This is a genomic window from Aeromonas sp. AE23HZ002T15 (assembly GCF_054165525.2).
In genome coordinates this window covers 2,448,026-2,470,000 of the sequence record NZ_CM201342.1, presented here as the reverse complement: position 1 = coordinate 2,470,000, position 21,975 = coordinate 2,448,026, and the positions used below count along the sequence as shown (strand labels likewise).

The window sequence follows — 21,975 nt, the reverse complement described above, 5'->3', positions numbered from 1 at the left end:
TTAACTGGGCGTCTAGTTGCAAGGTGTAGACCCGAAACCGGGTGATCTAGCCATGGGCAGGTTGAAGGTTGAGTAACATCAACTGGAGGACCGAACCCACTAACGTTGCAAAGTTAGGGGATGACCTGTGGCTGGGGGTGAAAGGCCAATCAAACTCGGAGATAGCTGGTTCTCCCCGAAAGCTATTTAGGTAGCGCCTCGGACGAATACTACTGGGGGTAGAGCACTGTTTGGGCTAGGGGGTCATCCCGACTTACCAACCCCATGCAAACTCCGAATACCAGTAAGTAATATCCGGGAGACACACGGCGGGTGCTAACGTCCGTCGTGAAGAGGGAAACAACCCAGACCGCCGGCTAAGGTCCCAAAGTTCTGGTTAAGTGGGAAACGATGTGGGAAGGCTCAGACAGCTAGGATGTTGGCTTAGAAGCAGCCATCATTTAAAGAAAGCGTAATAGCTCACTAGTCGAGTCGGCCTGCGCGGAAGATGTAACGGGGCTCAAACCAGGCACCGAAGCCGCGGATTCACGCTAAGCGTGAGTGGTAGGGGAGCGTTCTGTAAGTCTGCGAAGGTGTGTCGAGAGGCATGCTGGAGATATCAGAAGTGCGAATGCTGACGTAAGTAACGATAAAGGGGGTGAAAAGCCTCCTCGCCGGAAGACCAAGGGTTCCTGTCCAACGTTAATCGGGGCAGGGTGAGTCGACCCCTAAGGCGAGGCCGAAAGGCGTAGTCGATGGGAAGCAGGTTAATATTCCTGCACGACTTGTAATTGCGATGGGGGGACGGAGAAGGCTAGGTGGGCCAGGCGACGGTTGTCCTGGTGAAAGTGCGTAGGTGGTGTTTCTAGGCAAATCCGGAGACACAACACTGAGACACGAGACGAACGCACTACGGTGCGGAAGCCATTGATGCCCTGCTTCCAGGAAAAGCCTCTAAGCTTCAGATTACAAGTCATCGTACCCCAAACCGACACAGGTGGTCGGGTAGAGAATACCAAGGCGCTTGAGAGAACTCGGGTGAAGGAACTAGGCAAAATAGAACCGTAACTTCGGGAGAAGGTTCGCTCTTGATGGTGAAGTCCCTTGCGGATGGAGCTGTCGGGAGTCGCAGTGACCAGATGGCTGGGACTGTTTATCAAAAACACAGCACTCTGCAAACACGAAAGTGGACGTATAGGGTGTGACACCTGCCCGGTGCCGGAAGGTTAATTGATGGGGTTAGCGCAAGCGAAGCTCTTGATCGAAGCCCCGGTAAACGGCGGCCGTAACTATAACGGTCCTAAGGTAGCGAAATTCCTTGTCGGGTAAGTTCCGACCTGCACGAATGGTGTAACCATGGCCATGCTGTCTCCACCCGAGACTCAGTGAAATCGAATTCGCCGTGAAGATGCGGTGTACCCGCGGCTAGACGGAAAGACCCCGTGAACCTTTACTACAGCTTGGCACTGAACATTGAACCTACATGTGTAGGATAGGTGGGAGGCTTTGAAGCGATGACGCCAGTTGTCGTGGAGCCGTCCTTGAAATACCACCCTTGTATGTTTGATGTTCTAACGCAGGGCCCTGAATCGGGCTCGCGGACAGTGCCTGGTGGGTAGTTTGACTGGGGCGGTCTCCTCCCAAAGAGTAACGGAGGAGCACGAAGGTTGGCTAATCCTGGTCGGACATCAGGAGGTTAGTGCAATGGCATAAGCCAGCTTAACTGCGAGACGGACAGGTCGAGCAGGTACGAAAGTAGGTCATAGTGATCCGGTGGTTCTGAATGGAAGGGCCATCGCTCAACGGATAAAAGGTACTCCGGGGATAACAGGCTGATACCGCCCAAGAGTTCATATCGACGGCGGTGTTTGGCACCTCGATGTCGGCTCATCACATCCTGGGGCTGAAGTCGGTCCCAAGGGTATGGCTGTTCGCCATTTAAAGTGGTACGCGAGCTGGGTTCAGAACGTCGTGAGACAGTTCGGTCCCTATCTGCCGTGGGCGTTGGATGATTGAAGGGAGTTGCTCCTAGTACGAGAGGACCGGAGTGAACGAACCTCTGGTGTTCGGGTTGTCACGCCAGTGGCACTGCCCGGTAGCTAAGTTCGGAATCGATAACCGCTGAAAGCATCTAAGCGGGAAGCGAGCCCTGAGATGAGTCATCCCTGACCCCTTGAGGGTCCTAAAGGGCCGTTGGAGACCACAACGTTGATAGGTGGGGTGTGTAAGCGCGGCGACGTGTTGAGCTAACCCATACTAATTACCCGTGAGGCTTAACCATACAACACCCAAGAAGTGTTCTGAGACTTGTAACAAACCCCAAGAACTACTCAAAAATTCAGTGATAACGACAAGCCACGAGCAACATCGTTATTCACGTCAGCTTTCTGGATTAAGAATTTGCCTGGCGGCCATAGCGCCGTGGAACCACCTGATCCCATGCCGAACTCAGAAGTGAAACGCGGTAGCGCCGATGGTAGTGTGGCATTCGCCATGCGAGAGTAGGACACTGCCAGGCACCCAATTAAACAGCGATGTGCAAAATCACATCACTGGCTGCGAGGATGACACCTCAACGAAGCGGCACATGATTTAGCGAAAGCTAACCGAATGCGGAGCGGTAGTTCAGTCGGTTAGAATACCGGCCTGTCACGCCGGGGGTCGCGGGTTCGAGTCCCGTCCGCTCCGCCACTAACAAGAAGCCCAGTCGAAAGACTGGGCTTTTTTCATTTCAGCACTCTGAAAATTCAGCGTCTTGCACCCTTCTCCCCTACCCGCCATATCCTATCTGATGATGTCTCGGACTGCCGTTGCCGCTATAATAGCTGCCCTCAAGCAAGGTGGTGGTATGAAAGCAGAATATCTACAGCGATTCGGGGGCATTGCCCGTCTTTATGGTCAGAGCGCGCTCAGTTCCTTCAGTCAGGCGAGAGTCTGCGTGGTGGGCATCGGCGGCGTGGGCTCTTGGGCGGCGGAGGCACTTGCTCGTGCCGGCATCAACCAGATCACCCTGATCGACATGGATGACATCTGCATCACCAACACCAACCGCCAGATCCACGCCATGCAGGGGACTGTGGGGCGCCTCAAGACTGAAGTGATGGCGGAGCGCATCCGTGCCATCAACCCGGATTGTGCCGTGATCGAGGTGGATGACTTCGTCACCGCCGACAATCTGGCCGAACATATCAAGAAAGAGTTCGACTATGTGGTGGATGCCATCGACTCGGTCAAGGCGAAGGTGGCGCTGATCGCCTTCTGCAAGCGCAACAAGATCCCCGTGATAGTGGCGGGTGGTGCCGGCGGACAGATGGACCCGACCCAGATCACCGTGGCCGATCTCGCCAAGACCATTCAGGATCCGCTGGCTGCCAAGGTGCGCTCCGACCTGCGCCGTCTGCACCACTTCAGCAAGAATCCGGCCCGCAAGTTCGGGGTGGAGTGCGTCTTCTCCACCGAGCAGCTGAGCTACCCGGACGGCAAGGGCGGCACCTGTCAGGCCAAGGCTGCCAGCGATGGCAACATGAAGATGGATTGCGCCTCCGGCTTCGGGGCCGTCACGCCGGTAACGGCGACGTTTGGCCTGGTGGCTGCCTCCCGCGTGCTGAAGAAGATCGCCGAGCGGGGCGCCCGGGCCGAGAAGTCCGCCGAGTAGATTTTCAGACAATGCATCAACGAAAAGAGCGCCCCAGGGCGCTCTTTTTGGTTGCTGCGAAGTGAGGTGTCAGGCCGTCGCCAGCGCCACTATGCCCTGCACTATGGCTCTGAGGCCGTTGCCCCGAGACGGGCTCAGGTGCTTCTCCAGCCCCAACTCGGCGAAATAGCCGTCCACGTCGAACGCCTGAATAGCTGCTGCACTCCGGTGATTGAGCGCCGCCAGCACGATGACGATCAGGCCGCGCACGATGCGGGCATCGGAGTCGCAGGCGAAGTGCCAGCGGCCATCCTCACTCTGCTCCCCCTTCAGCCAGGCCTGGCTCTCGCATCCCTTGAGACGAAACTCTTCCTGCTGCCACTCGGCTGGCAGGGCGGGCAACAACTTGCCGAGCTGGATAATGAGCCGGTACTGATTTTCCCAACCCTTGGCTGCCACAAACTGCTGGCGGATGGCGTTTTCATCGGGCTCCCGGCCGATGGGGGTATAGGTTGTGAGCTCGTTCATGTCGATCATCCCTTAGAAGAAGTCGCTTAACTTGTGCAGGGCTGCCAGCAGGGCATCCACGTCATCCTGATCGTTGTAGCAGGCCAGCGAGGCGCGCATGGTGCCGCCGATCCCAAGGCTCTCCATCAGCGGCATGGCGCAGTGGTGGCCGACTCGCAGCGCTATGCCCTGCATGTCGAGCAGAGTGGCGGCATCCTGCGGATGGATATCGTCCAGGAGGAAGGAGACGGCGCCGGCGCGCTGCCTGGGTTCACCGATGAGGCGCAGGCCAGGTACCTGCCGCAGTCCTGCCACCAGATAGTCGGTGAGAGCCGCTTCGTGGCGGACCAGTTCGGCCTTGTCCAGATCCGTGATGAAGTCGATGGCGCTGGCGAGGCCGATGGCGCCGGCGATGTGAGGGGTGCCCGCCTCGAATTTGAATGGCAGGACGTTGAAGGTGGTGCCGGCAAAGCTGACCCTGTCGATCATCTCGCCACCCGCCTGCCAGGGGGGCATGCGCTCCAGCAATTCGGTGCGGCCCCAGAGCACGCCGATCCCGGTCGGGCCGTAGAGCTTGTGGCCGGAGAAGGCGTAGAAGTCGCAGCCGATGGCCTGCACATCCACCTCGAGATGAGCCACCGCCTGGGCGCCATCGATCAGGGTCAGAGCCCCCACCGCCTTGGCGGCCGCCACTATCTCCTTGACCGGATTGACGGTGCCGAGGGCATTGGAGACATGGGCGACGCTCACCAGCCGGGTGCGGGTGCCCAGTAACCCGAGGTAGGCGTCCATATCGAGATCGCCGTTCTTATCCAGCGGAATGACGCGGATAAGGGCGCCGGTGCGCTGGGCGACGAGCTGCCAGGGCACTATATTGGCGTGGTGCTCCAGGGTGCTGAGCACTATCTCGTCCCCCGCCTGCAGCTCGCTCAAGCCCCAGCTCTGGGCCACCAGGTTGATCGCCTCCGTGGTGCCGCGGGTCCAGATCACCTCCTGCGGGCGGGGGGCCTTGATGAAGCGGGCGACTGTCTCGCGGGCAGATTCGAAGGCGAGGGTGGCGCGGCCGCTCAGGGCGTGGGCGGCACGGTGTACGTTGGCGTTGTCTGTGCTGTAGTAGCGAGCAATCGCTTCCAGAACCCGCTGCGGTTTCTGGGTGGTGGCGGCATTGTCCAGATAGATCAGGGGGTGGCCGTTGACCTTCTGCGCCAAGGCTGGAAACTGGCTGCGCAGCCTCCCGTGCTGTTGCTGGTTCATGCTCCCCTCGTCATCTTCTGGAAAAGTCGGCCATGATCCTGAAATTGGCGGTCAAACACAAGGCGAAGTGGTGGGGTCCCGCGTCCGGTTTCGGCTGCCTGCGGGATCTCTGTTACAATGCCGCCCCTCATCATAAGCCAAGAGATCCGGCCCATGAAGCTCAACCCCAATCAGAACGAAGCGGTCAAGTTTGTCTCCGGCCCTTGCCTGGTGCTGGCGGGCGCCGGATCGGGCAAGACCCGGGTCATCACCAACAAGATCGCCTACCTGGTGCAGCAGTGTGGCTACAACGCCCGCAACATAGCCGCGGTCACCTTCACCAACAAGGCGGCGCGGGAGATGAAGGAGCGGGTCGGCCAGACCCTGGGCCGCAAGGAGGCGCGGGGGCTCATGGTCTCCACCTTCCACACCCTGGGGCTGGATATCATCCGCCGCGAGCACAAGAGCCTGAACCTCAAGGCGAACTTCTCTCTGTTCGACGACACCGACCAGCTGGCGCTGCTCAAGGAGCTGACGGAAGCCGAGCTCGACAACGACAAGGACAAGCTGTCCGCTCTCATCACCCAGATCTCCAACTGGAAGAACGACCTCATACTGCCGGCCCGCGCCATGCGCATCGCCCGCGGGCCGGAAGAGGTGCTGATGGCCCAGCTTTATGAGCGTTATCACCGTCAGATGGTGGCCTACAACGCGCTGGATTTCGACGATCTCATCGTGATGCCGACCCTGCTGCTCAAGAGCAACGAGGAGGTGCGTACCCGCTGGCAGAACAAGATCCGCTACCTGCTGGTCGATGAGTATCAGGACACCAACACCAGCCAGTACGAGCTGGTGAAGCAGATCGTCGGCGAGCGGGCCCGCTTCACCGTGGTGGGGGACGACGACCAGTCCATCTACTCCTGGCGTGGCGCCAAGCCGCAGAACCTTGTGCTGCTGAACGAGGACTTCCCGAGCCTCAAGCTGATCAAGCTGGAGCAGAACTACCGCTCCAAGAAGCGCATCCTCAAGTGCGCGAACATCCTGATCGCCAACAACCCCCACGTCTACGACAAGGCGCTCTTCTCCGAGCTCGACTACGGGGTGCCGGTCAAGGTGCTGTTCGCCAAGAACGAGGAGCACGAGGCGGAGCGCATCGCCGCCGAGCTGATGGGCCACAAGTTCATGAACCGCACCCGGTTCAAGGACTACGCCATCCTCTACCGGGGCAACCACCAGTCGCGCATCTTCGAGAAGGCGCTGATGACGAACCGCATCCCCTACCGCATCTCGGGGGGCACCTCCTTCTTCTCCCGCACCGAGATCAAGGACATCATGGCCTACCTCAAGCTGCTGGTGAACCCGGACGAGGACACCGCGTTTCTGCGGGTGGTCAACCTGCCGCGCCGAGAGATAGGCCCCACCACCCTGGAGAAGCTCGGCGAGTACGCGAACCAGCGCGGCAAGAGCCTGTTTGCCGCCAGCTTCGAGCTGGGGCTGGAGCAGCACCTCTCTGGCCGCGGCCTCGTCGCCCTGCAGGCCTTCACCAATTGGCTGGTGCGGCTCGGGGATCAGGCCCTGCGCGGCAATCCGGTGGAGGCGGTGCGGGACATGATCAAGGAGATCCACTACGAGGAGTGGCTCTACGAGACATCGCCGAGCCCCAAGGCGGCGGAGATGCGGATGCAGAACGTCTCCACCCTTTACCGCTGGATCACCGAGATGCTGGAGGGCAACGAGCTGGACGAGCCCATGACCCTGCCTCAGGTGGTCACCCGGCTCACCCTGCGCGACATGATGGAGCGCAACGAGGGGGAGGACGATGCGGATCAGGTGCAGCTGATGACGCTGCACGCCTCCAAGGGGCTGGAGTTTCCCTACGTCTACATGGTGGGCATGGAGGAGGGGTTGCTGCCGCACCAGACCAGCATCGACGAGGACAATGTGGAGGAGGAGCGGCGCCTCGCCTACGTGGGTATCACCCGCGCCCAGGCCGAGCTCACCTTCACGCTGTGCAAGGAGCGGCGCCAGTACGGTGAGTCCATCCGCCCCGAGCCGAGCCGCTTCCTGCTGGAGTTGCCCCAGGACGACCTGGAGTGGGAGAACCGTAAGGTAGTGACCGCCGAGGAGCGCCAGCAGAAGGGGCAGGTCGGGGTCGCCAACCTGCGGGCCTTGTTTAAAAAGGATTGAGGCAAGAAGGATTGAGTTCAGACTGGCTGCACGATGCGGCCGTAACCTGCGTCAAGCCATGCCAGCCTGGCCCAGCAAGGGGGTGATGTCGGCTCCCGGCAGGGGAGGAGAGATGTGGCGCCCCTGCCCCATGGTGCAGCCGAGATCGATCAGCTTCTGCAACTGCTGAGGGGTTTCGATGCCCTCGACCACCAGGGTGAAGTCGAGATCCTGGCAGATGTCCCGCATGGCGCGGATCAGCGCGAGATCCTTGGGGGAGTTGAGCATGCGGTGGGTGAAGCTGTCATCCACCTTGATGTAGTCCACCGGGAAGTGGAACAGGGCGTTGAGGGAGGAAAAACCGGTGCCGAAGTCGTCCAGGCTGATCTGGATGCCCTTGGCCCTGAGCTCGTGCAGGGAGGTGAGCGAGTCCGCGCTCTGCCTGGACAGCTCCCGCTCGTTGAACTCGAAGATGAAGTAGCTCGGCATGACCCCCTCTTCTTCCATGATGTTGACCAGTTGCAGGATATGCTCCCGGTTGGCCAGATGCTTGCCGGACAGGTTGAGGGCCACCTTGAAGCGGCCGGGGCCCGACACCGGCAACCAGCGCTTGAGCTGCTGGCAGGTGCGGCTGAGGATCTGCTGGTCTAGCTCCTGGATGAGGCCGCACTGTTCCGCCAGCGGAATGAAGTCGAAGGCGTCTTTCAGCTCCCCTTCCTCCGTGATCCAGCGGGCCATCACCTCCAGCGCCGTCAGGCAGCTGTCCTCGAGCCGGATCACCGGCTGGAAGTAGGGCACTATCCTGCCCTCCCGCAAGGCGTTGACGAGCCGCTCCTCCGGTGAACCCACGCTCTCCCTGCAGGCCTCCGAGTAGTTGACGATGCGGCTGCGGCCGTTGCGCTTGGCCTGATACATGGCGAGATCCGCCTGATGCAGCAGCTCGCTGACATCGGTGATCTGCTCGGACACGCTGGCCACCCCCAGGCTGACGGTGATGGTCAGCTCGTTGCCCTGCAGCCGGAACGGATGGGCGATGCGGCCGAGCAGGCGGTTGAGCACGGGGCTGACATCTTCCTCCTGCTGACTGTTGTCCAGATAGATGACGAACTCGTCCCCCCCTAGTCTGGCCACCATGTCGTTTTGCCGGATGCAGCTCTGCAGGCGCTTGCCGAGCTCCTGCAGCAGTTGATCCCCGGCGCCGTGGCCGAGTGCATCGTTGATCTGCTTGAAGTGATCCACATCGAGGAAGATCAGGGTGAAGCCGGCCGCTCGGTAGCGGCGATAACGGGTCATGGCATGATGGAGGTGATTCATCAGCAGGGCCCGGTTTGGCAGCATGGTCAGGGGATCGTGCAGGGCGTTGAACTGCAGCCGGCGCTCCAGCTCCTGATGCTGCTTGAGCTGCTTCTGCAGTCGCAGATTGGTCTGGCGCAGCTGCTGCAGCCGCCGGTTGATGGACTCCTCGGAATTGAGATCATCCAGCTGCTGTCTGACGCGCTTCAGCTCCAGCAGCAGGGTCAGCTGATGGCGCAGGAAGTCGAGGAACAGCCGATCGTCGGCCTCCAGGGGCTGGGGGGTGCTGATGATGAGGTGCGCGAAATACTGCTGTTGCTGGCGCAGAGGCAGGCTGTACCAGTGCATGCCCAGCTCGCACCGCTCGACGCCGTTGGTGCTGTGGCACAGGCCCCCGATGAAGTCGGCCTCCTGGGAAAGCTGCGCCGGGTAGATGGCCTCCAGCCGTGGATTGCCCTGGCGGATGAGCAGCATGTCCCGCACGGCCAGCATCTGGCGCAATACGGCCTCCAGCTGGGAGAGCAGGGCCTGCTGGGGCAGGCTGTGGGCCAGGCGCATGATGCGGCTTATTTTCTCTATCTTCTGCTGCCAGTTGGGATCCCGCTGCATCAGGGGGGAGGCCTGTCCGGCCAACTGGGTGCCGGCCTGGGTCTCGTGAAGCCGCTTGGCCAGGCATTCCAGCAGCAGACGCAGGGCTGAGCTCTGCTCGGGTACCGAGCGGGCCAGCAGCCACTGTACCTCGACATGCTCCACGGGCTGCACGCACCAGCCCTGTTGCTCATCGAGCTGGGTGAGCTGCTCGGTCAGGCGGGGTTCTTCCCGTCCCAGCCACTGCTTGAGCTCCTGAGGAAGCCGGTACTCATATACCCAGTGCACACCGCCGTCGGCCAGCCCCAGCATGGCAAAGTGCTGCAGGGGGCAGAGCGAGTCGAGCTGCTGCACCAGACGGCGATAATCCTCCGAAGAGGCGGCGCCGAGGGCGGGGAAATCCATGATGGAAGAGACTATCGCCAGCAGGGGCGTGGAGTCCTGTGGTGCGGTGGGCTGAGCGGACATGCAACACTCCCGAGTGAACGTACCTTCAAGGGTAGCCGGAAGTAAACAGATTGAAAGGGCTGCAATAGAGCCCTTTCAAATACTTAGAGCTTGTCGATCATGTAGTGGATGGCGTTCTCGATCTCTTCATCGCTACAGGCCGCGCAGGTGCCCTTGGGGGGCATCATGCCGGTCTTGCCGGTGAAGCCCTCGATGGCGTGCTTGCGCAGGGTGTCGAAACCCTGGGCGATGCGAGGCTCCCAGGCGGCCTTGTCACCCCGTTTGGGGGCTCCGGCGGCGCCAGTATCGTGGCAGGCGAAGCAGGCCCCCTTGAACACCGTCTCGCCGTCACGGGGACCGGACGACGCTGCAGCCGCAGGGGCGGCGGCCGTGGCTATCCCTTCCAGATCCTTGGCGGTATAGACCTGGCCGACCGGAGCGATCCGCTCGGCGATGGCCTCTGGAGACATCTCATCGGCGGCCAAGGCGGCGCCGGACAGGCTGATGGCCGCAATGCCGGCAGCCAATAAATAGCTCAGTTTTTTCAACACGCTCATCCACTCCCAGCTGGTTCTTATTATCCCTAGAAAACGACGGGATTATAACCGAATAGTTACAGCCAATTAAACGCTTGTGTGTGAAGTGTTAAGCAATCTGTGAAGAAAGTTTCGACAAAAAGAGCGGTCGGCGACTCGGAGCAGACAGAAAGAAACCCGGCGTTTGCCGGGTATTCTGGTTCAAACAGGAGAAAGGTGTGCCGGGGATATCAATCCCAGTTCAGGATCACCTTGCCGGACTGACCGGAGCGCATGGCATCGAAGCCTTTCTGGAAGTCGTCGATGTGGAAGTTGTGGGTGATGATGGGGGAGAGATCCAGCCCGGACTGGATGAGGCTCGCCATCTTGTACCAGGTCTCGAACATCTCGCGGCCGTAGATCCCCTTGATGAAGAGTCCCTTGAAGATAACCTTGCCCCAGTCGATGGCCATGGTGGCGGGGGGAATGCCGAGCATGGCGATCTTGCCGCCGTGGTTCATCTTGTCGATCATGTCCTGGAAGGCGCTGGGTACGCCGGACATCTCCAGCCCCACGTCGAAACCTTCGGTCATGCCGAGCTCGGTCATGACGTCGGAGAGTTTTTCCGTGCTGACGTTGACGGCGCGGGTGGCCCCCATCTTGCGGGCCAGTTCCAGGCGGTATTCGTTGACGTCGGTGATCACCACGTGACGGGCGCCCACATGACGGCAGACGGCGGCGGCCATGATGCCGATGGGGCCGGCCCCTGTGATGAGCACGTCTTCCCCCACCAGATCGAAGGAGAGGGCGGTGTGCACGGCGTTGCCAAAGGGATCAAAGATGGCGGCCAGCTCATCGGGTACGTTGTCCGGCAGCTTGAAGGCGTTGAAGGCCGGGATCACCAGATACTCGGCAAAGGATCCGGGGCGGTTGACGCCGACCCCTATGGTGTTGCGGCACAGGTGGGTGCGGCCGGCACGGCAGTTGCGGCAGTGGCCGCAGGTGATATGCCCCTCGCCGGAGACGCGGTCACCCACCGCGAAGCCACGCACCTCCTGACCGACGGCGACCACTTCCCCCACGTATTCGTGACCCACCACCATGGGAACCGGGATGGTCTTCTGGGACCACTCATCCCAGTTGTAGATGTGGATGTCGGTGCCGCAGATGGCGGTCTTGCGGATCTTGATCAGTAGATCGTTGTGGCCGAGCTCCGGGGCCGGGACGTCCGTCATCCAGATGCCAACTTCTTTCTTCAATTTGGAGAGTGCTTTCATGACAACATTCCTCAGGGCGCTTGGCCGAATACAGAGGGTAATAAAATGGGGCCCAACCTTGGCCCCCGTTTTAATCAATCAGCCATGGGCTCAGATCACGCCCAGTTCGCGGCCGATGCGGATGAAGGCATCGATGGCCTTGTCCAACTGCTCACGGGTGTGGGCGGCGGACATCTGGGTGCGGATGCGGGCCTGACCCTTGGGCACCACCGGGAAGGAGAAGCCCACCACGTAGATGCCGGCGGCCAGCATGCGGCTCGCCATTTCTGCGGCCAGCTTGGCATCCCCCAGCATGACCGGGATGATGGCGTGATCGGCGCCGGCCAGGGTGAAGCCGGCGGCGCTCATGCGGGTACGGAAGTAATCGCTGTTCTCTCTCAATTGGGCGCGCAGGGCGTGACCCTCGGCCAGCATGTCGATCACCTTGATGGTGGCGGCGACGATGGAGGGGGCCAGGGAGTTGGAGAACAGATAGGGGCGGGAGCGCTGGCGCAGCCAGTCGATCACCTCTTTCTTGCCCGAGGTGTAGCCGCCAGAGGCGCCGCCGAGGGCCTTGCCCAGGGTGCCGGTGATGATGTCGACCCGGTCCAGCACGTTGCAGTATTCGTGGGTGCCACGGCCGTTCTCGCCGATGAAGCCCACCGCGTGGGAGTCATCCACCATGACCAGGGCATCGTACTTGTCAGCCAGATCGCAGATGGATTTCAGGTCGGCGATGACGCCGTCCATGGAGAAGACACCGTCGGTGGCGATCAGCTTGAAGCGGGCGCCATCGGCGTCAGCCTGCTTGAGCTGGGCCTCCAGCTCGGCCATGTCGTTGTTGGCGTAGCGATAGCGCTTGGCCTTGCACAGGCGCACGCCGTCGATGATGGAGGCGTGGTTCAGGGCATCTGAGATGATGGCGTCTTCGGCACCGAACAGGGTCTCGAACAGGCCGCCGTTGGCATCGAAGCAGGAGGAGTAGAGGATGCTGTCTTCGGTGCCGAGGAAGGCAGACAGCTTCTGCTCCAGCTCCTTGTGCTGATCCTGGGTGCCGCAGATGAAGCGCACCGAGGCCATGCCGAAGCCGTGGCTATCCAGTCCCTGGTGAGCGGCCTTGATAAGCTCGGGGTGATTGGCCAGCCCCAGGTAGTTGTTGGCACAGAAGTTCAGTACCTGCTCGCCGCCCACCGCGATCCGGGCCTGCTGGGCCGAGGTGATGATGCGTTCCTGCTTGTACAGCCCTTCCGCTTTGACCTGCTCGAGCTGTTCGCTCAGGTGACGATAGAATCCGTTAGACATCCTCGGTCCTCATTCGCTGTGTTAGCTGTGTAATCAGGGTTGGTTGGTTTGGTCGCGAGAGCCCTATGGCTCTCGTGACGAAACGCCAGCAGACCCTGGAATGGGCAACATTTTACTGCAACCGTTGCCCATGAATTCAAATTATTGTGCTGATATTCAACAATTGTGAAACAGATCTCACCCAGCTGGTTGGGCCAGCTGGTGGTAGTGCTGTTCCAGCTGACGGATCTGTTCAGCTACCTGGGGCTGTACATAGGGGCGCAGCAGGAAGAGCACGCGCAAGACTCCCTGATACAACAAGGGCTTGGTGATGCGGGTGGCGGGGGCCTGGGCTATCTGGAACGGGATCCAGCAGGTCACCACCATCTTGATGGTCTGGCCGAGATCCGGCAGGTCGTCATCGCTGACGGCTATGATACCGCCGTCCCGTAGGCTCCTGAGCAGGGCCTCCACGGCGGCTCTGAGCTGCTCCTGGGCCTTGAGGTATTTCTGCTGCAGCGGGGCATCGCGACTCAGAATGTCCGGCAGGTTTGCGTAAAAGAAGCGGAACTGCCACATCAGATAGAAGATGGCATCCAGGTAACCCATCAGATCTTCCAGCTTGATCTCGTTGCTGCGGGCCGGGGTGAAGCTCTCGCTCAGGTGGCGGGCATACTGGTCGAAGATGGAGTGAATGATGTCTTCTTTATTGCGAAAGTGGTAATACAGGTTGCCCGGGCTGATACCGAGATGGGCGGCAATGTGGTTGGTGGTGATGTTGCGTTCACCCTGATCGTTGAACAGCTCGGTGGCGCTGTGAATGATCCTGTCTCTGGTCTTCATCGCTGATCCCTCTGTCGGGCCCCCGCTGGGGAAAGTCATCGAGGTCGAATCCCCTTGCGGCCCGTGATAAACTTTTCGGCAATTTCAAATTGGCTCACTATACACAGCTTTAACAGGCAGTCACACGTGGCCATCAACGTATGCGAGGCAAACTCCATGATCGTAGTAACTGGCGGCGCTGGCTTTATCGGCAGCAATCTGGTCAAGCAACTCAATGCCATGGGACGCACCGATGTGGTGGTCATCGACGATCTGACCGACGGCACCAAGTTCGTCAACCTGGTCGATCTCACCATCGCCGATTACATGGACAAGGATGAGTTCCAGGCGCGCATCGTCTCCGGCGACGAGTTCGAAGAGTGGGATGGCGGCATCGAGGTGATCTTCCACGAAGGGGCCTGCTCCGCGACCACGGAGTGGAACGGCAAGTTCATCATGGAGGTCAACTACGAGTACTCCAAGGACCTGTTCCACTACTGCATCGAGCGCGAGATCCCCTTCATCTACGCCTCCTCCGCCGCGACCTACGGCGGGCGCAACGACAACTTCATCGAAGATCCCAAGTTCGAGCAGCCCCTCAACGTCTATGGCTACTCCAAGCAGCTGTTTGATCAGTACGTGCGCCGCCTGATGCCGGAGATCGACTCCCAGGTCGTGGGGCTCAAGTACTTCAACGTCTACGGCCCACGCGAGCAGCACAAGGGCTCCATGGCCTCCGTCGCCTTCCACCTCAACACCCAGGTGAAGCAGGGAGAGAATCCCAAGCTGTTTGAGGGCTGTGACGGCTTCCCGGATGGCGGCCAGATGCGCGACTTCATCTATGTGGACGACGTCTGCAAGGTGAACCTCTGGTTCTGGCAGAATCCACAGCACTCCGGCATCTTCAACTGCGGCACCGGCCGTGCCGAGCCGTTCCAGAACGTGGCCGAGGCGGTGATCAAGCATCACCAGCAGGGCGCCATCGAATACATCCCCTTCCCGGATCACCTGAAGGGCCGCTACCAGAGCTTCACCCAGGCCGACCTCACCCGCTTGCGCGGTGTCGGCTATGACGGCGAGTTCAAGACAGTGGCCGAAGGCGTGGCCGATTACATGGCCTTGCTAAATCGGGCTTGATATAATTTTTTTCAGTGACAAGGGCTACCCCATTATCGGGTAGCCCTTGTATTCTTTGTTCACGCCTTAAATTATGTGATTTCAAGTATGAAGAAAAAAGTGCTGTTCGTGATGAAAACCCTGGAGGGCGGAGGGGCCGAAAAAGTACTGGTCAACATACTCAATCATCTCGATGAAGCCAAATATGAAATAACCTTGTTGTTGCTGAAATATGAAGGGGTATACCTGTCTTCGTTGCCGAGTTACATCAAGGTAAAATATTTGCTGGGGCCTGAGCCGACAGGTTTTCTGCGTCGTGGGATCATCTATTCCATGAAGAAACGGTGGTATTCCCTGGTCCTGGCCAAGCCATGGTTGGCCAATGTCCTGCTCCCTGACTATTACGATGTGGGTGTCTCATTTCTCGAAGGAGATGCCAGCCTGCTGCTCTCTTATCTCAATGGCCCCCAGAAGAAAATAGCCTGGGTTCATATCGATCTTGAACGGCATCATACCTTGCCTCGAGAGATTGAAAAGGTGGTGTATGAACGGATGGATGAGGTCGTCTGCGTGTCGGAAGGCGTCAAACAATCCGTGTTGAACCTTCATCCTTTCCTCGAGAGCAATATTTCAGTTATTTATAATCCTGTTGATACAACTCTTATCGCCGCCAAGGGGAAGGAGAGTATCAAGATTGGCCGTGGATTGAATGTACTGGCCATTGGCAGATTGCTGAACTCGCAGAAGGCATTCGATCTCCTGTTGGCTGCCCATCATCAGAATATTGCGGCAGGGATGGATTATCATCTCACCATTCTTGGTGAGGGTTCGGATAGAGAGGTATTGGAAAAATATATCCAGGAGCATCAGCTGAGCGATCACACCAGCTTGCTGGGGTTTCAGGACAATCCTTATCCATATATAGCTGGATGCGATCTCTTCGTGATGTCCTCCCGTTATGAGGGCTACCCGGTCGTCCTGGTAGAGGCGATGACACTCGGCAAGGCGATTGTCTCGACAACCTGTACTGGTCCCCAAGAGGCACTGAATGACGGTGAGTTTGGCTATCTGGTCCCCGTCAACGATGTCAACACCTTGGCCGAGGGGATAAAAACTCTGTTGGAAGACCAAGGGGTCTGCGAACGCTATGCCAGCCTGTCCAAGCAGAGAGCCGACATTTTCAGCTTCAGACGAAGCATGATGGATGTCGAGCGTCTACTAGATACCCAATCCTGAGTTGCTCGCATCGGTTCGGTCGCGGTTACCAGAAGATGGTGATTTTGTGGCAGAGTGGATGAGCAACCTTAGTCGTGAGCCGGAAAACTATGAATATATTGATGGCACTCTCCCAGCTCGAAGTGACGGGCGCTGAGGTCTATGCCACCACTGTGGGTAATGAGCTGACCCGCCGTGGTCACAACGTCTTCTATGTTTCAGACACCCTGACCAAGCCAACCCAAGGGCCAGTGTTCAAGCTGCATTTCAACAAGCGCAGCATATTGCGCCGCTTCTGGCATGTGTTCTACCTCGTCTATCTCATCAAGAAGCACCATATCCAGCTGGTACATGCTCATTCACGCGCCTCCGGCTGGAGCAGCTACGTGGCCTGCAAGCTGACCGGTACCCCCATGATCACCACGGTGCACGGCCGTCAGCCGGTGCACGCCTCTCGCAAGGCGTTCCATGCGCTCGGCTACCGGGCGGTGGCGGTGTGCGAGGACATCGCCCACCAGATCATCGATAACCTGGGGGTGGATCCGGCCAAAGTGCAGGTGCTGCGTAACGGTATCGAAACTGACAAGTTCCAGCCCGTGCCAGTCCCGGAGAATCCCAAGCCGGTGATCGCCATCGTCGGCCGATTGAGCGGTCCCAAGGGGGAGCTCTGCTATCGCTTGCTGGACGAGGTGCTGGATCTGGAGGCTTGCCGGGTGCGGGTCGTCAGCGGCACTCAGGTGCCGGAACGTTTCACCCGCTTCAAAGAGAAGGTCGAGTTCGTCGGTTATGTGGACGATGTCCCGACCCTGCTGGCGGGCTGCGATCTGGTGATAGGGGCAGGTCGGGTGGCGATGGAGGCCCTGCTCTGCGGTCGTCCAGCCTTCGCCATCGGCGAGGCCAAGGCGATCGGGCTGGTGGATGAGCACAATCTGGACGAAGCCCTTGCCAGCAACTTTGGCGACATAGGACCACAGGATCTGGCGATCAATTTTGCCGCACTGAAGGCTCAGATTGTCTCGGCCCTCACCAGCAAGACTGTGCCTGATCCTGTTCGCGAACGTATTCATCAGGAATATGACCTGCAGGGAGTCGTGACGGGGCTTGAATCCATCTATCAGGATGCAGTGGTGGAGACCCTGCGCCGCGAGATGCCGGTCATCATGTATCACCGCTTCATCGAACACGAGAGCGAGAAGGGGGTACACGGCACCTGGCTGCCCGTCGCCATGTTCGAGAAACACCTCAAACTGATGAAGCGGCTCGGCTACGAGACGCTGACATTCGCGGATCTGGCGGACAAGGGATTTATCCACCGCCTGCGATATGGCAAGAAGTACCTGATGATCACCGTCGACGACGGCTATCGGGACAACCTGACCCGCATGTTGCCGTTGCTTGAAAAATATGGTTACAAAGCCGTGGTGTACATAGTGACCGGCGAAGATCACAATCGTTGGGACGTGGAGCACCCGACGCATCCCGACAGGCTGGTATCTCTGATGAATGCCGACGAGATCCGTACCCTGGGGGTATCGGAGCATATCGAGATCGGGGGGCACACCTTGACCCATCCTCGTCTTAGCAAGCTAACGCCCGAGCAGCAGGCTCACGAGATCCAGGCCAACAAGCAGAGACTGGAGCAGTTGCTCGGCCATTCTCTGATCACCTTTGCCTACCCTTACGGGGATCTGAATGACAGTGCAAAAGCTCAGGTGACGGCCGCCGGTTATCGTTATGCTGTGGCCACCAACAGCGGTCCCAGAGCCATGCACCAGGACCCACTTCAGATCCGCCGGATCGCCATCTTCCCCCGTACAGACGTGTTTGGGCTCTGGCGCAAGATCCGTGGTAACTATGTATTCAGGAAATAAGCGTTGATGTCTATTAAGCCTCTTGAATTTCTCGATAAGGTAACAACAGCCATTTTTGCGCTGACGATTGCGTTTTCATTCTGTGGTTTGTTCCTGGTTCCTTCTGGGCAGAGCATTCTGTCGAACTTGTTGGTCATGTCCGGTATTCTCGGCCTGCTTAACTATTTTATCGGGGGAAAGAAGGACATTTTCTTTACCGATCGGCGTCTCGTCTGGGTGTTTATCTTCTATGGCTCCGTGATCTTGATAAACAGGATAATTCATGGTGATCAGTATGGCATCATGCGAGGTTTGTTTTACGTTTCCGTATTTTCCCTTCTGATGCCACGAAAAAAAATATTGCTCTCAGTGGGCTGTGTTGCCATATTTATGGGTGGTGTTGGATTGGGCTTGTTAAGCCTTTGGCAGTACAAAAATGGCATTATCAGAGTTGAAGGGTTTACTAACGCTATTTTATTCTCTCAGGCCGCATTGACTTTGGCCGTTTTAAGTTGGTGCATGTTCATCAGAGCAAAAAAAACATATCGGACTAAAGCGATCTTGTTAATTGCTATAATTGCGTCTTTGCTTGCACTCTATCTCTCCCAGAGCCGTGGAGTATGGTTGGCTCTGGGGGTTGTGATTGGTATTTTAATAATTTATAAAGCTCTGTATAAGCCATTAAAGTATACATTTGTGGCTTTATTAGTTTTGGTCTTGGCTGGTGGTATTTACCAGACGAATAGTATTGTACAAATACGAATGGCTGAGGCCGTTTCCGATATTAAAGGGATTGAGGGTGGAACATATTATTCCTCATGGGGATTACGTATCGTTGCCTGGGAGAGTGCTTGGCTCGGATTCCTAAAATCCCCCGTGATTGGGGTTGGCACCGACGGTTTTACTGCCGTCAAAGAACAACAGATCGCACATGGACTTGTATCACCCTTGGTAATGGATCCTGCTCTGGTACATGCTCATAGCCAGTATATGCAAAACTTGATTATTCGAGGTGTGATAGGGATCTTGGCCTTGGTGATCTTCTTGTTTTACCCAATGAAGCTGATAGTAGAAAAGGCCGGATGGGGTTCCCCATATACCATGATACCGTTATCTTTTGCCGTCAGTGCCTTAAGCGATGTTCCATTTGAACATCAAAATACACTGTATCTATATGCCTTGAGTCTGGTTTTCTGCTGGTGTGCCATTGAATTAAATATGGAAAAGGAAGCAACATGATCCCTGTATTTGTTATAAGCCTGGTTAGAAGTCAGGATCGGCGCGCCTTTATCAAGCAACATATGGATAGCCGAGCAATAGAGTTTTCATTTTTCGATGCGGTGGATGGCAAGACCCTCCCTGAGGATGAATTAAAACGGGTGGACTTCCCGCTCGCCAAGAAATTCTGTGGCCATGACCTGAGTCTGGGGGAGGTTGGCTGTGCCATGAGCCATATCCGCATATATGAGATGATGGTTGCCAAGAATATAGAGCGCTGTGTCGTGCTGGAGGATGACATCTATCTGCACAGCCACTTCAAGTCCATAGTGTCAAAGGCCATGTCTGCTTGCCAGTCAGATATTATTTTCTTGCACCATGGCAAGGTGAAGTCTTGGCCGTGGATGCAGAAGATGCCGGAAGGGTATCGTCTTGCCAAATATATTTCCCCGAGCCGGAACTCCAAGCGAGGCATCATATCGACGGCAGGATATATCTTGACTCTGTCTGGCGCCAAGAAGCTGCTGAGCAAGGCCTATCCCATTCGGATGCCATCCGATTATCTGACGGGCCGCTTGCAACTCAACGGTCTGACGGCCTCGGGTGTTGAGCCTTGCTGTATGGATGTCGGTCTGTTCGATACCACGATCGATGATCGTAACTATGGTCCTCATGTGACCGATGACGAGGTTCGATAGTGATCGGTTATTTGCAGCTATTACGTGATCGGGTGCGCAGAGCCCTAGGTATCCTCTTGTTTGACAAGAAGATGCCACTCGGTATCCAGGGGGAGATCAATCATATCTTGGTGGTCCGCTGGGACGCCAAGCTGGGTGATTCCTTCATCTCCTCCTTCTTTTTCCGGGAGATAAAAAAGCTGCCGGGCAACAAGAGGGTGACCGTTATCACGACCCCAGCCCTGGCCAGCCTGTATCGGGACTGTTTCGGGGTCGACGAAGTCATCGAGATCAACAAGCGACCCGGCTATGGCGCCATCAAGGAGATGGCTTCCTCCATCCCCCATGTCGATCTGGTGATACATCTCACCGAAGGGATGAAGATGAAGGATCTCTATCTCCTTCACAGGCTCTCTCCCAACAATGTTGCCTCACTCGACGACAGCATAGGACGCGTGAATATCAAGCTGTCCAAGGCAACGGCTGATCTGCTGTTCCAGGATAAATATCGCTATCTGCTGTCCCTGCTGGGGGCGCAAGAGGTGGATCAACAGTACATCATCCCAGTGGCAGGGAAGGGGAATGTGAGCTCGCCCTGCGACGATCTCATCCTCATCAACCCCTTCGGCAGTACCCAGTACAAGTCCTTCTCGCACGGCAAGATGGTTGAGTTGCTGAAGGCCTTGGGGGAGGAGTTCGCCACCTGTCGCTTCGGGGTACTCTCCTCACCCGCGACCTATGCTGCGGCAGAGGCCATGGTGAATGCCTGTTCGACGAGTAACGTGATGCTGGTGGAAGGCGTGAAGACGATCGATGATGCCATCTACTGCGTACAGCAGGCGAGGGCAGTGCTGTCGGTGGACACTGCCATAGTGCACATCGCCGTCGGGCTGGAGAAGCCGCTGGTGGCCATCTATCCGCGCCACGGTGAAGTCTTCAACCAGTGGCTGCCGACCAGCACACCGCGGGTTCGGATCCTGTTCAGCGATTCCCCTGGCCTGAATGCCGATATGAACAATGTCGATGACCGGGCCGTCTGCGAGGCGCTAGCTAGTCTGCTGCCCGTGGCTGAGCAAGCAGAGCGGCTAGCCGCTGAATAACCAGCTTTGGTGTAATTGAGCGGAACAGGGCCTCATCGAAGAAGTCCTTCTCCTGGGTCGGCAGCTGGAAATCCGCTCCCTTGGCATCGAAGATATCGATGGCCTGATAGCGGGGGTGGTTCACCGGGTTGGCGATGATCTTGTCGCCGCCCGGGGCCACTATGGTCAGCAGCGGCAGGCCGATGGCCTGGGCCATGTGCCGCGGGCCGGTGTCGTTGCCGACAAACAGCTGGCAGTGGGCAAAGAGCCCGACCAGCTCCCGCACCGAGCGGGTCTTGATCTGGTCATACACGCTGGCCTGCAGCGCTGCTGGCAGCAGTGGCTTGAGACCTCGGTTGTACTCCTCTTCCCCCGGGCCGCAGTAGATCAGGATCTGGGCGTCGTGCTCCTCGATGAGCCAGCGCGCCACCTCGGCGAAGCAGTCGATGGGCCAGCGCTTGTAGTGGCCGAGGGAATTGACCCCCATGGCGACGAGCGGCCTGGTGAGATCGACCCCGGCCGCCTGCAGGCTCTCGCGTCCCTGCCGCTTCTCCGCCTCACTCAGCCAGAGATAGTAGTTGCGATCTTCTTTGGCGAGCCCCAGAGGCTTTAGCAGGGAGAATCTGTCGTCGACCAGGGTGCTGTTGCCCCGATGCTCCGTGTCCTTGCGAAACCGCACTATGCGGTTATGGCCGAGTCGCCAGGGGAAGGAGTCGAAGCCGATGCGCAGTCCGGCCCCTGACAGCAGGCAGGTCAGCAGGCCTATCATCTGGCCCTGGCTGTTGATCACCACGTCATAACGCTCGCGACGGATCCCCATCAGCAACTCTTTCATGTAGCGCCACTCGTTGCGACGCGCCTTCTCGATGATGATCAGCCTGTCGATGTTGGGATTGCCCTCCGCCATGCCCGCGCAGTAGTCCATCACCAGATAGTGCACTTCCCCGGCGGGATCATGCTGCTTGAGGTTGTTGCACAGTGCCGTGGAGATCAGCACGTCCCCTATCTGTTTGGTTTGTACTACCAGGTATTTCATGGAGAAGGCCTCAACGGAGGTCATGGTGGTTCGTGGGCCCAACAGCATATCGCACTCAATGGT

16 protein-coding genes, 1 tRNA gene and 2 rRNA genes (1 of these 19 running past the window's edge) are annotated in these 21,975 nt (G+C 58.2%); 11 read left to right on the top strand and 8 right to left on the bottom strand.

The genetic code is table 11. From position 1 onward, the window contains the following. From ACT5M9_RS11510 to tcdA, 4 genes are all read left to right on the top strand, one after another. A 23S ribosomal RNA gene (locus ACT5M9_RS11510) occupies positions 1-2,260 on the top strand (it extends 629 nt beyond the left edge of the window). Positions 2,261-2,382: 122 nt separating this feature from the next. Next, positions 2,383-2,497: ribosomal RNA gene (rrf, locus tag ACT5M9_RS11505) — 5S ribosomal RNA — on the top strand. Positions 2,498-2,593: 96 nt separating this feature from the next. Beyond that, positions 2,594-2,670 (top strand) — tRNA-Asp (locus tag ACT5M9_RS11500). A gap of 157 nt (positions 2,671-2,827) precedes the next feature. Then, positions 2,828-3,634, top strand: coding sequence for a tRNA cyclic N6-threonylcarbamoyladenosine(37) synthase TcdA (gene tcdA, locus ACT5M9_RS11495; RefSeq protein WP_457983231.1), 807 nt, complete (start codon positions 2,828-2,830; stop codon positions 3,632-3,634). A gap of 69 nt (positions 3,635-3,703) precedes the next feature. Here tcdA and ACT5M9_RS11490 read toward each other — a convergent pair whose 3' ends face one another. Together ACT5M9_RS11490 and ACT5M9_RS11485 are read right to left on the bottom strand one after the other, a co-directional pair. Then, positions 3,704-4,141, bottom strand: a complete 438-nt coding sequence (locus ACT5M9_RS11490) for a SufE family protein (protein WP_457983230.1) — start codon at positions 4,139-4,141, stop codon at positions 3,704-3,706. A gap of 12 nt (positions 4,142-4,153) precedes the next feature. Continuing rightward, positions 4,154-5,374: an aminotransferase class V-fold PLP-dependent enzyme gene (locus ACT5M9_RS11485; protein WP_457983229.1), complete on the bottom strand. Its 1,221-nt coding sequence runs from the start codon at positions 5,372-5,374 to the stop codon at positions 4,154-4,156. Between the two features lie 153 nt (positions 5,375-5,527). Here ACT5M9_RS11485 and rep point away from each other — a divergent pair, with 153 nt between their 5' ends. Next, a complete protein-coding gene (gene rep, locus ACT5M9_RS11480) occupies positions 5,528-7,540 on the top strand; it encodes a DNA helicase Rep (protein WP_457983227.1) in 2,013 nt (670 codons plus the stop codon). Positions 7,541-7,591: 51 nt separating this feature from the next. Here the strand turns inward: rep and ACT5M9_RS11475 are convergent, their stop codons facing one another. From ACT5M9_RS11475 to ACT5M9_RS11455, 5 genes are all read right to left on the bottom strand, one after another. Then, the gene (locus ACT5M9_RS11475; protein WP_457983226.1) at positions 7,592-9,868 is read right to left on the bottom strand and encodes a putative bifunctional diguanylate cyclase/phosphodiesterase; all 2,277 of its coding nucleotides are present in this window, start codon (positions 9,866-9,868) and stop codon (positions 7,592-7,594) included. Between the two features lie 83 nt (positions 9,869-9,951). Next, entirely contained in the window at positions 9,952-10,404 is a 453-nt protein-coding gene (locus tag ACT5M9_RS11470; protein ID WP_457983225.1) for a c-type cytochrome, read from the bottom strand. A gap of 209 nt (positions 10,405-10,613) precedes the next feature. Continuing rightward, positions 10,614-11,639 (bottom strand): L-threonine 3-dehydrogenase, zinc-binding type, encoded by a 1,026-nt coding sequence (gene tdh, locus ACT5M9_RS11465; RefSeq protein WP_033131338.1) that lies wholly within the window; start codon positions 11,637-11,639, stop codon positions 10,614-10,616. 90 nt (positions 11,640-11,729) lie between these two features. Further along, on the bottom strand, positions 11,730-12,920 hold the full coding sequence (gene kbl, locus ACT5M9_RS11460; protein ID WP_457983224.1) for a glycine C-acetyltransferase: 1,191 nt from the start codon (positions 12,918-12,920) through the stop codon (positions 11,730-11,732). 177 nt (positions 12,921-13,097) lie between these two features. After that, positions 13,098-13,742: a TetR/AcrR family transcriptional regulator gene (locus ACT5M9_RS11455; protein WP_332505141.1), complete on the bottom strand. Its 645-nt coding sequence runs from the start codon at positions 13,740-13,742 to the stop codon at positions 13,098-13,100. 156 nt (positions 13,743-13,898) lie between these two features. On the opposite strand from ACT5M9_RS11455, the gene rfaD reads away from it, so the two are divergent. From rfaD to ACT5M9_RS11425, 6 genes are all read left to right on the top strand, one after another. After that, the gene (gene rfaD, locus ACT5M9_RS11450; RefSeq protein ID WP_457983223.1) at positions 13,899-14,858 is read left to right on the top strand and encodes an ADP-glyceromanno-heptose 6-epimerase; all 960 of its coding nucleotides are present in this window, start codon (positions 13,899-13,901) and stop codon (positions 14,856-14,858) included. 87 nt (positions 14,859-14,945) lie between these two features. Next, positions 14,946-16,073: a glycosyltransferase gene (locus ACT5M9_RS11445; RefSeq protein WP_457983221.1), complete on the top strand. Its 1,128-nt coding sequence runs from the start codon at positions 14,946-14,948 to the stop codon at positions 16,071-16,073. An 89-nt stretch (positions 16,074-16,162) separates the two neighbouring features. After that, positions 16,163-17,923 (top strand): bifunctional glycosyltransferase family 4 protein/polysaccharide deacetylase, encoded by a 1,761-nt coding sequence (locus tag ACT5M9_RS11440; protein WP_457983219.1) that lies wholly within the window; start codon positions 16,163-16,165, stop codon positions 17,921-17,923. Between the two features lie 6 nt (positions 17,924-17,929). Next, entirely contained in the window at positions 17,930-19,141 is a 1,212-nt protein-coding gene (locus ACT5M9_RS11435) for an O-antigen ligase family protein (RefSeq protein ID WP_457983217.1), read from the top strand. Beyond that, on the top strand, positions 19,138-19,818 hold the full coding sequence (locus tag ACT5M9_RS11430; RefSeq protein ID WP_457983215.1) for a glycosyltransferase family 25 protein: 681 nt from the start codon (positions 19,138-19,140) through the stop codon (positions 19,816-19,818). Before ACT5M9_RS11435 ends, ACT5M9_RS11430 begins: the two co-directional genes overlap by 4 nt. 56 nt (positions 19,819-19,874) lie before the next feature. Further along, positions 19,875-20,897, top strand: coding sequence for a glycosyltransferase family 9 protein (locus tag ACT5M9_RS11425; RefSeq protein ID WP_520395639.1), 1,023 nt, complete (start codon positions 19,875-19,877; stop codon positions 20,895-20,897). Here the strand turns inward: ACT5M9_RS11425 and ACT5M9_RS11420 are convergent. Continuing rightward, on the bottom strand, positions 20,848-21,912 hold the full coding sequence (locus ACT5M9_RS11420; RefSeq protein ID WP_457983232.1) for a glycosyltransferase family 9 protein: 1,065 nt from the start codon (positions 21,910-21,912) through the stop codon (positions 20,848-20,850). The genes ACT5M9_RS11425 and ACT5M9_RS11420 overlap by 50 nt on opposite strands. Positions 21,913-21,975: the final 63 nt, after the last annotated feature.

Bases quoted from the DNA above. Each gene is read 5' to 3' on its own strand.
- kbl (WP_457983224.1), bottom strand. From the start codon at position 12,920: ATGTCTAACGGATTCTATCGTCACCTGAGCGAACAGCTCGAGCAGGTC.
- tdh (WP_033131338.1), bottom strand. From the start codon at position 11,639: ATGAAAGCACTCTCCAAATTGAAGAAAGAAGTTGGCATCTGGATGACG.
- ACT5M9_RS11455 (WP_332505141.1), bottom strand. From the start codon at position 13,742: ATGAAGACCAGAGACAGGATCATTCACAGCGCCACCGAGCTGTTCAAC.
- ACT5M9_RS11490 (WP_457983230.1), bottom strand. From the start codon at position 4,141: ATGAACGAGCTCACAACCTATACCCCCATCGGCCGGGAGCCCGATGAA.
- ACT5M9_RS11475 (WP_457983226.1), bottom strand. From the start codon at position 9,868: ATGTCCGCTCAGCCCACCGCACCACAGGACTCCACGCCCCTGCTGGCG.
- tcdA (WP_457983231.1), top strand. From the start codon at position 2,828: ATGAAAGCAGAATATCTACAGCGATTCGGGGGCATTGCCCGTCTTTAT.
- ACT5M9_RS11485 (WP_457983229.1), bottom strand. From the start codon at position 5,374: ATGAACCAGCAACAGCACGGGAGGCTGCGCAGCCAGTTTCCAGCCTTG.
- ACT5M9_RS11430 (WP_457983215.1), top strand. From the start codon at position 19,138: ATGATCCCTGTATTTGTTATAAGCCTGGTTAGAAGTCAGGATCGGCGC.
- ACT5M9_RS11445 (WP_457983221.1), top strand. From the start codon at position 14,946: ATGAAGAAAAAAGTGCTGTTCGTGATGAAAACCCTGGAGGGCGGAGGG.
- ACT5M9_RS11470 (WP_457983225.1), bottom strand. From the start codon at position 10,404: ATGAGCGTGTTGAAAAAACTGAGCTATTTATTGGCTGCCGGCATTGCG.
- rep (WP_457983227.1), top strand. From the start codon at position 5,528: ATGAAGCTCAACCCCAATCAGAACGAAGCGGTCAAGTTTGTCTCCGGC.
- ACT5M9_RS11420 (WP_457983232.1), bottom strand. From the start codon at position 21,912: ATGAAATACCTGGTAGTACAAACCAAACAGATAGGGGACGTGCTGATC.
- ACT5M9_RS11440 (WP_457983219.1), top strand. From the start codon at position 16,163: ATGAATATATTGATGGCACTCTCCCAGCTCGAAGTGACGGGCGCTGAG.
- ACT5M9_RS11435 (WP_457983217.1), top strand. From the start codon at position 17,930: ATGTCTATTAAGCCTCTTGAATTTCTCGATAAGGTAACAACAGCCATT.
- rfaD (WP_457983223.1), top strand. From the start codon at position 13,899: ATGATCGTAGTAACTGGCGGCGCTGGCTTTATCGGCAGCAATCTGGTC.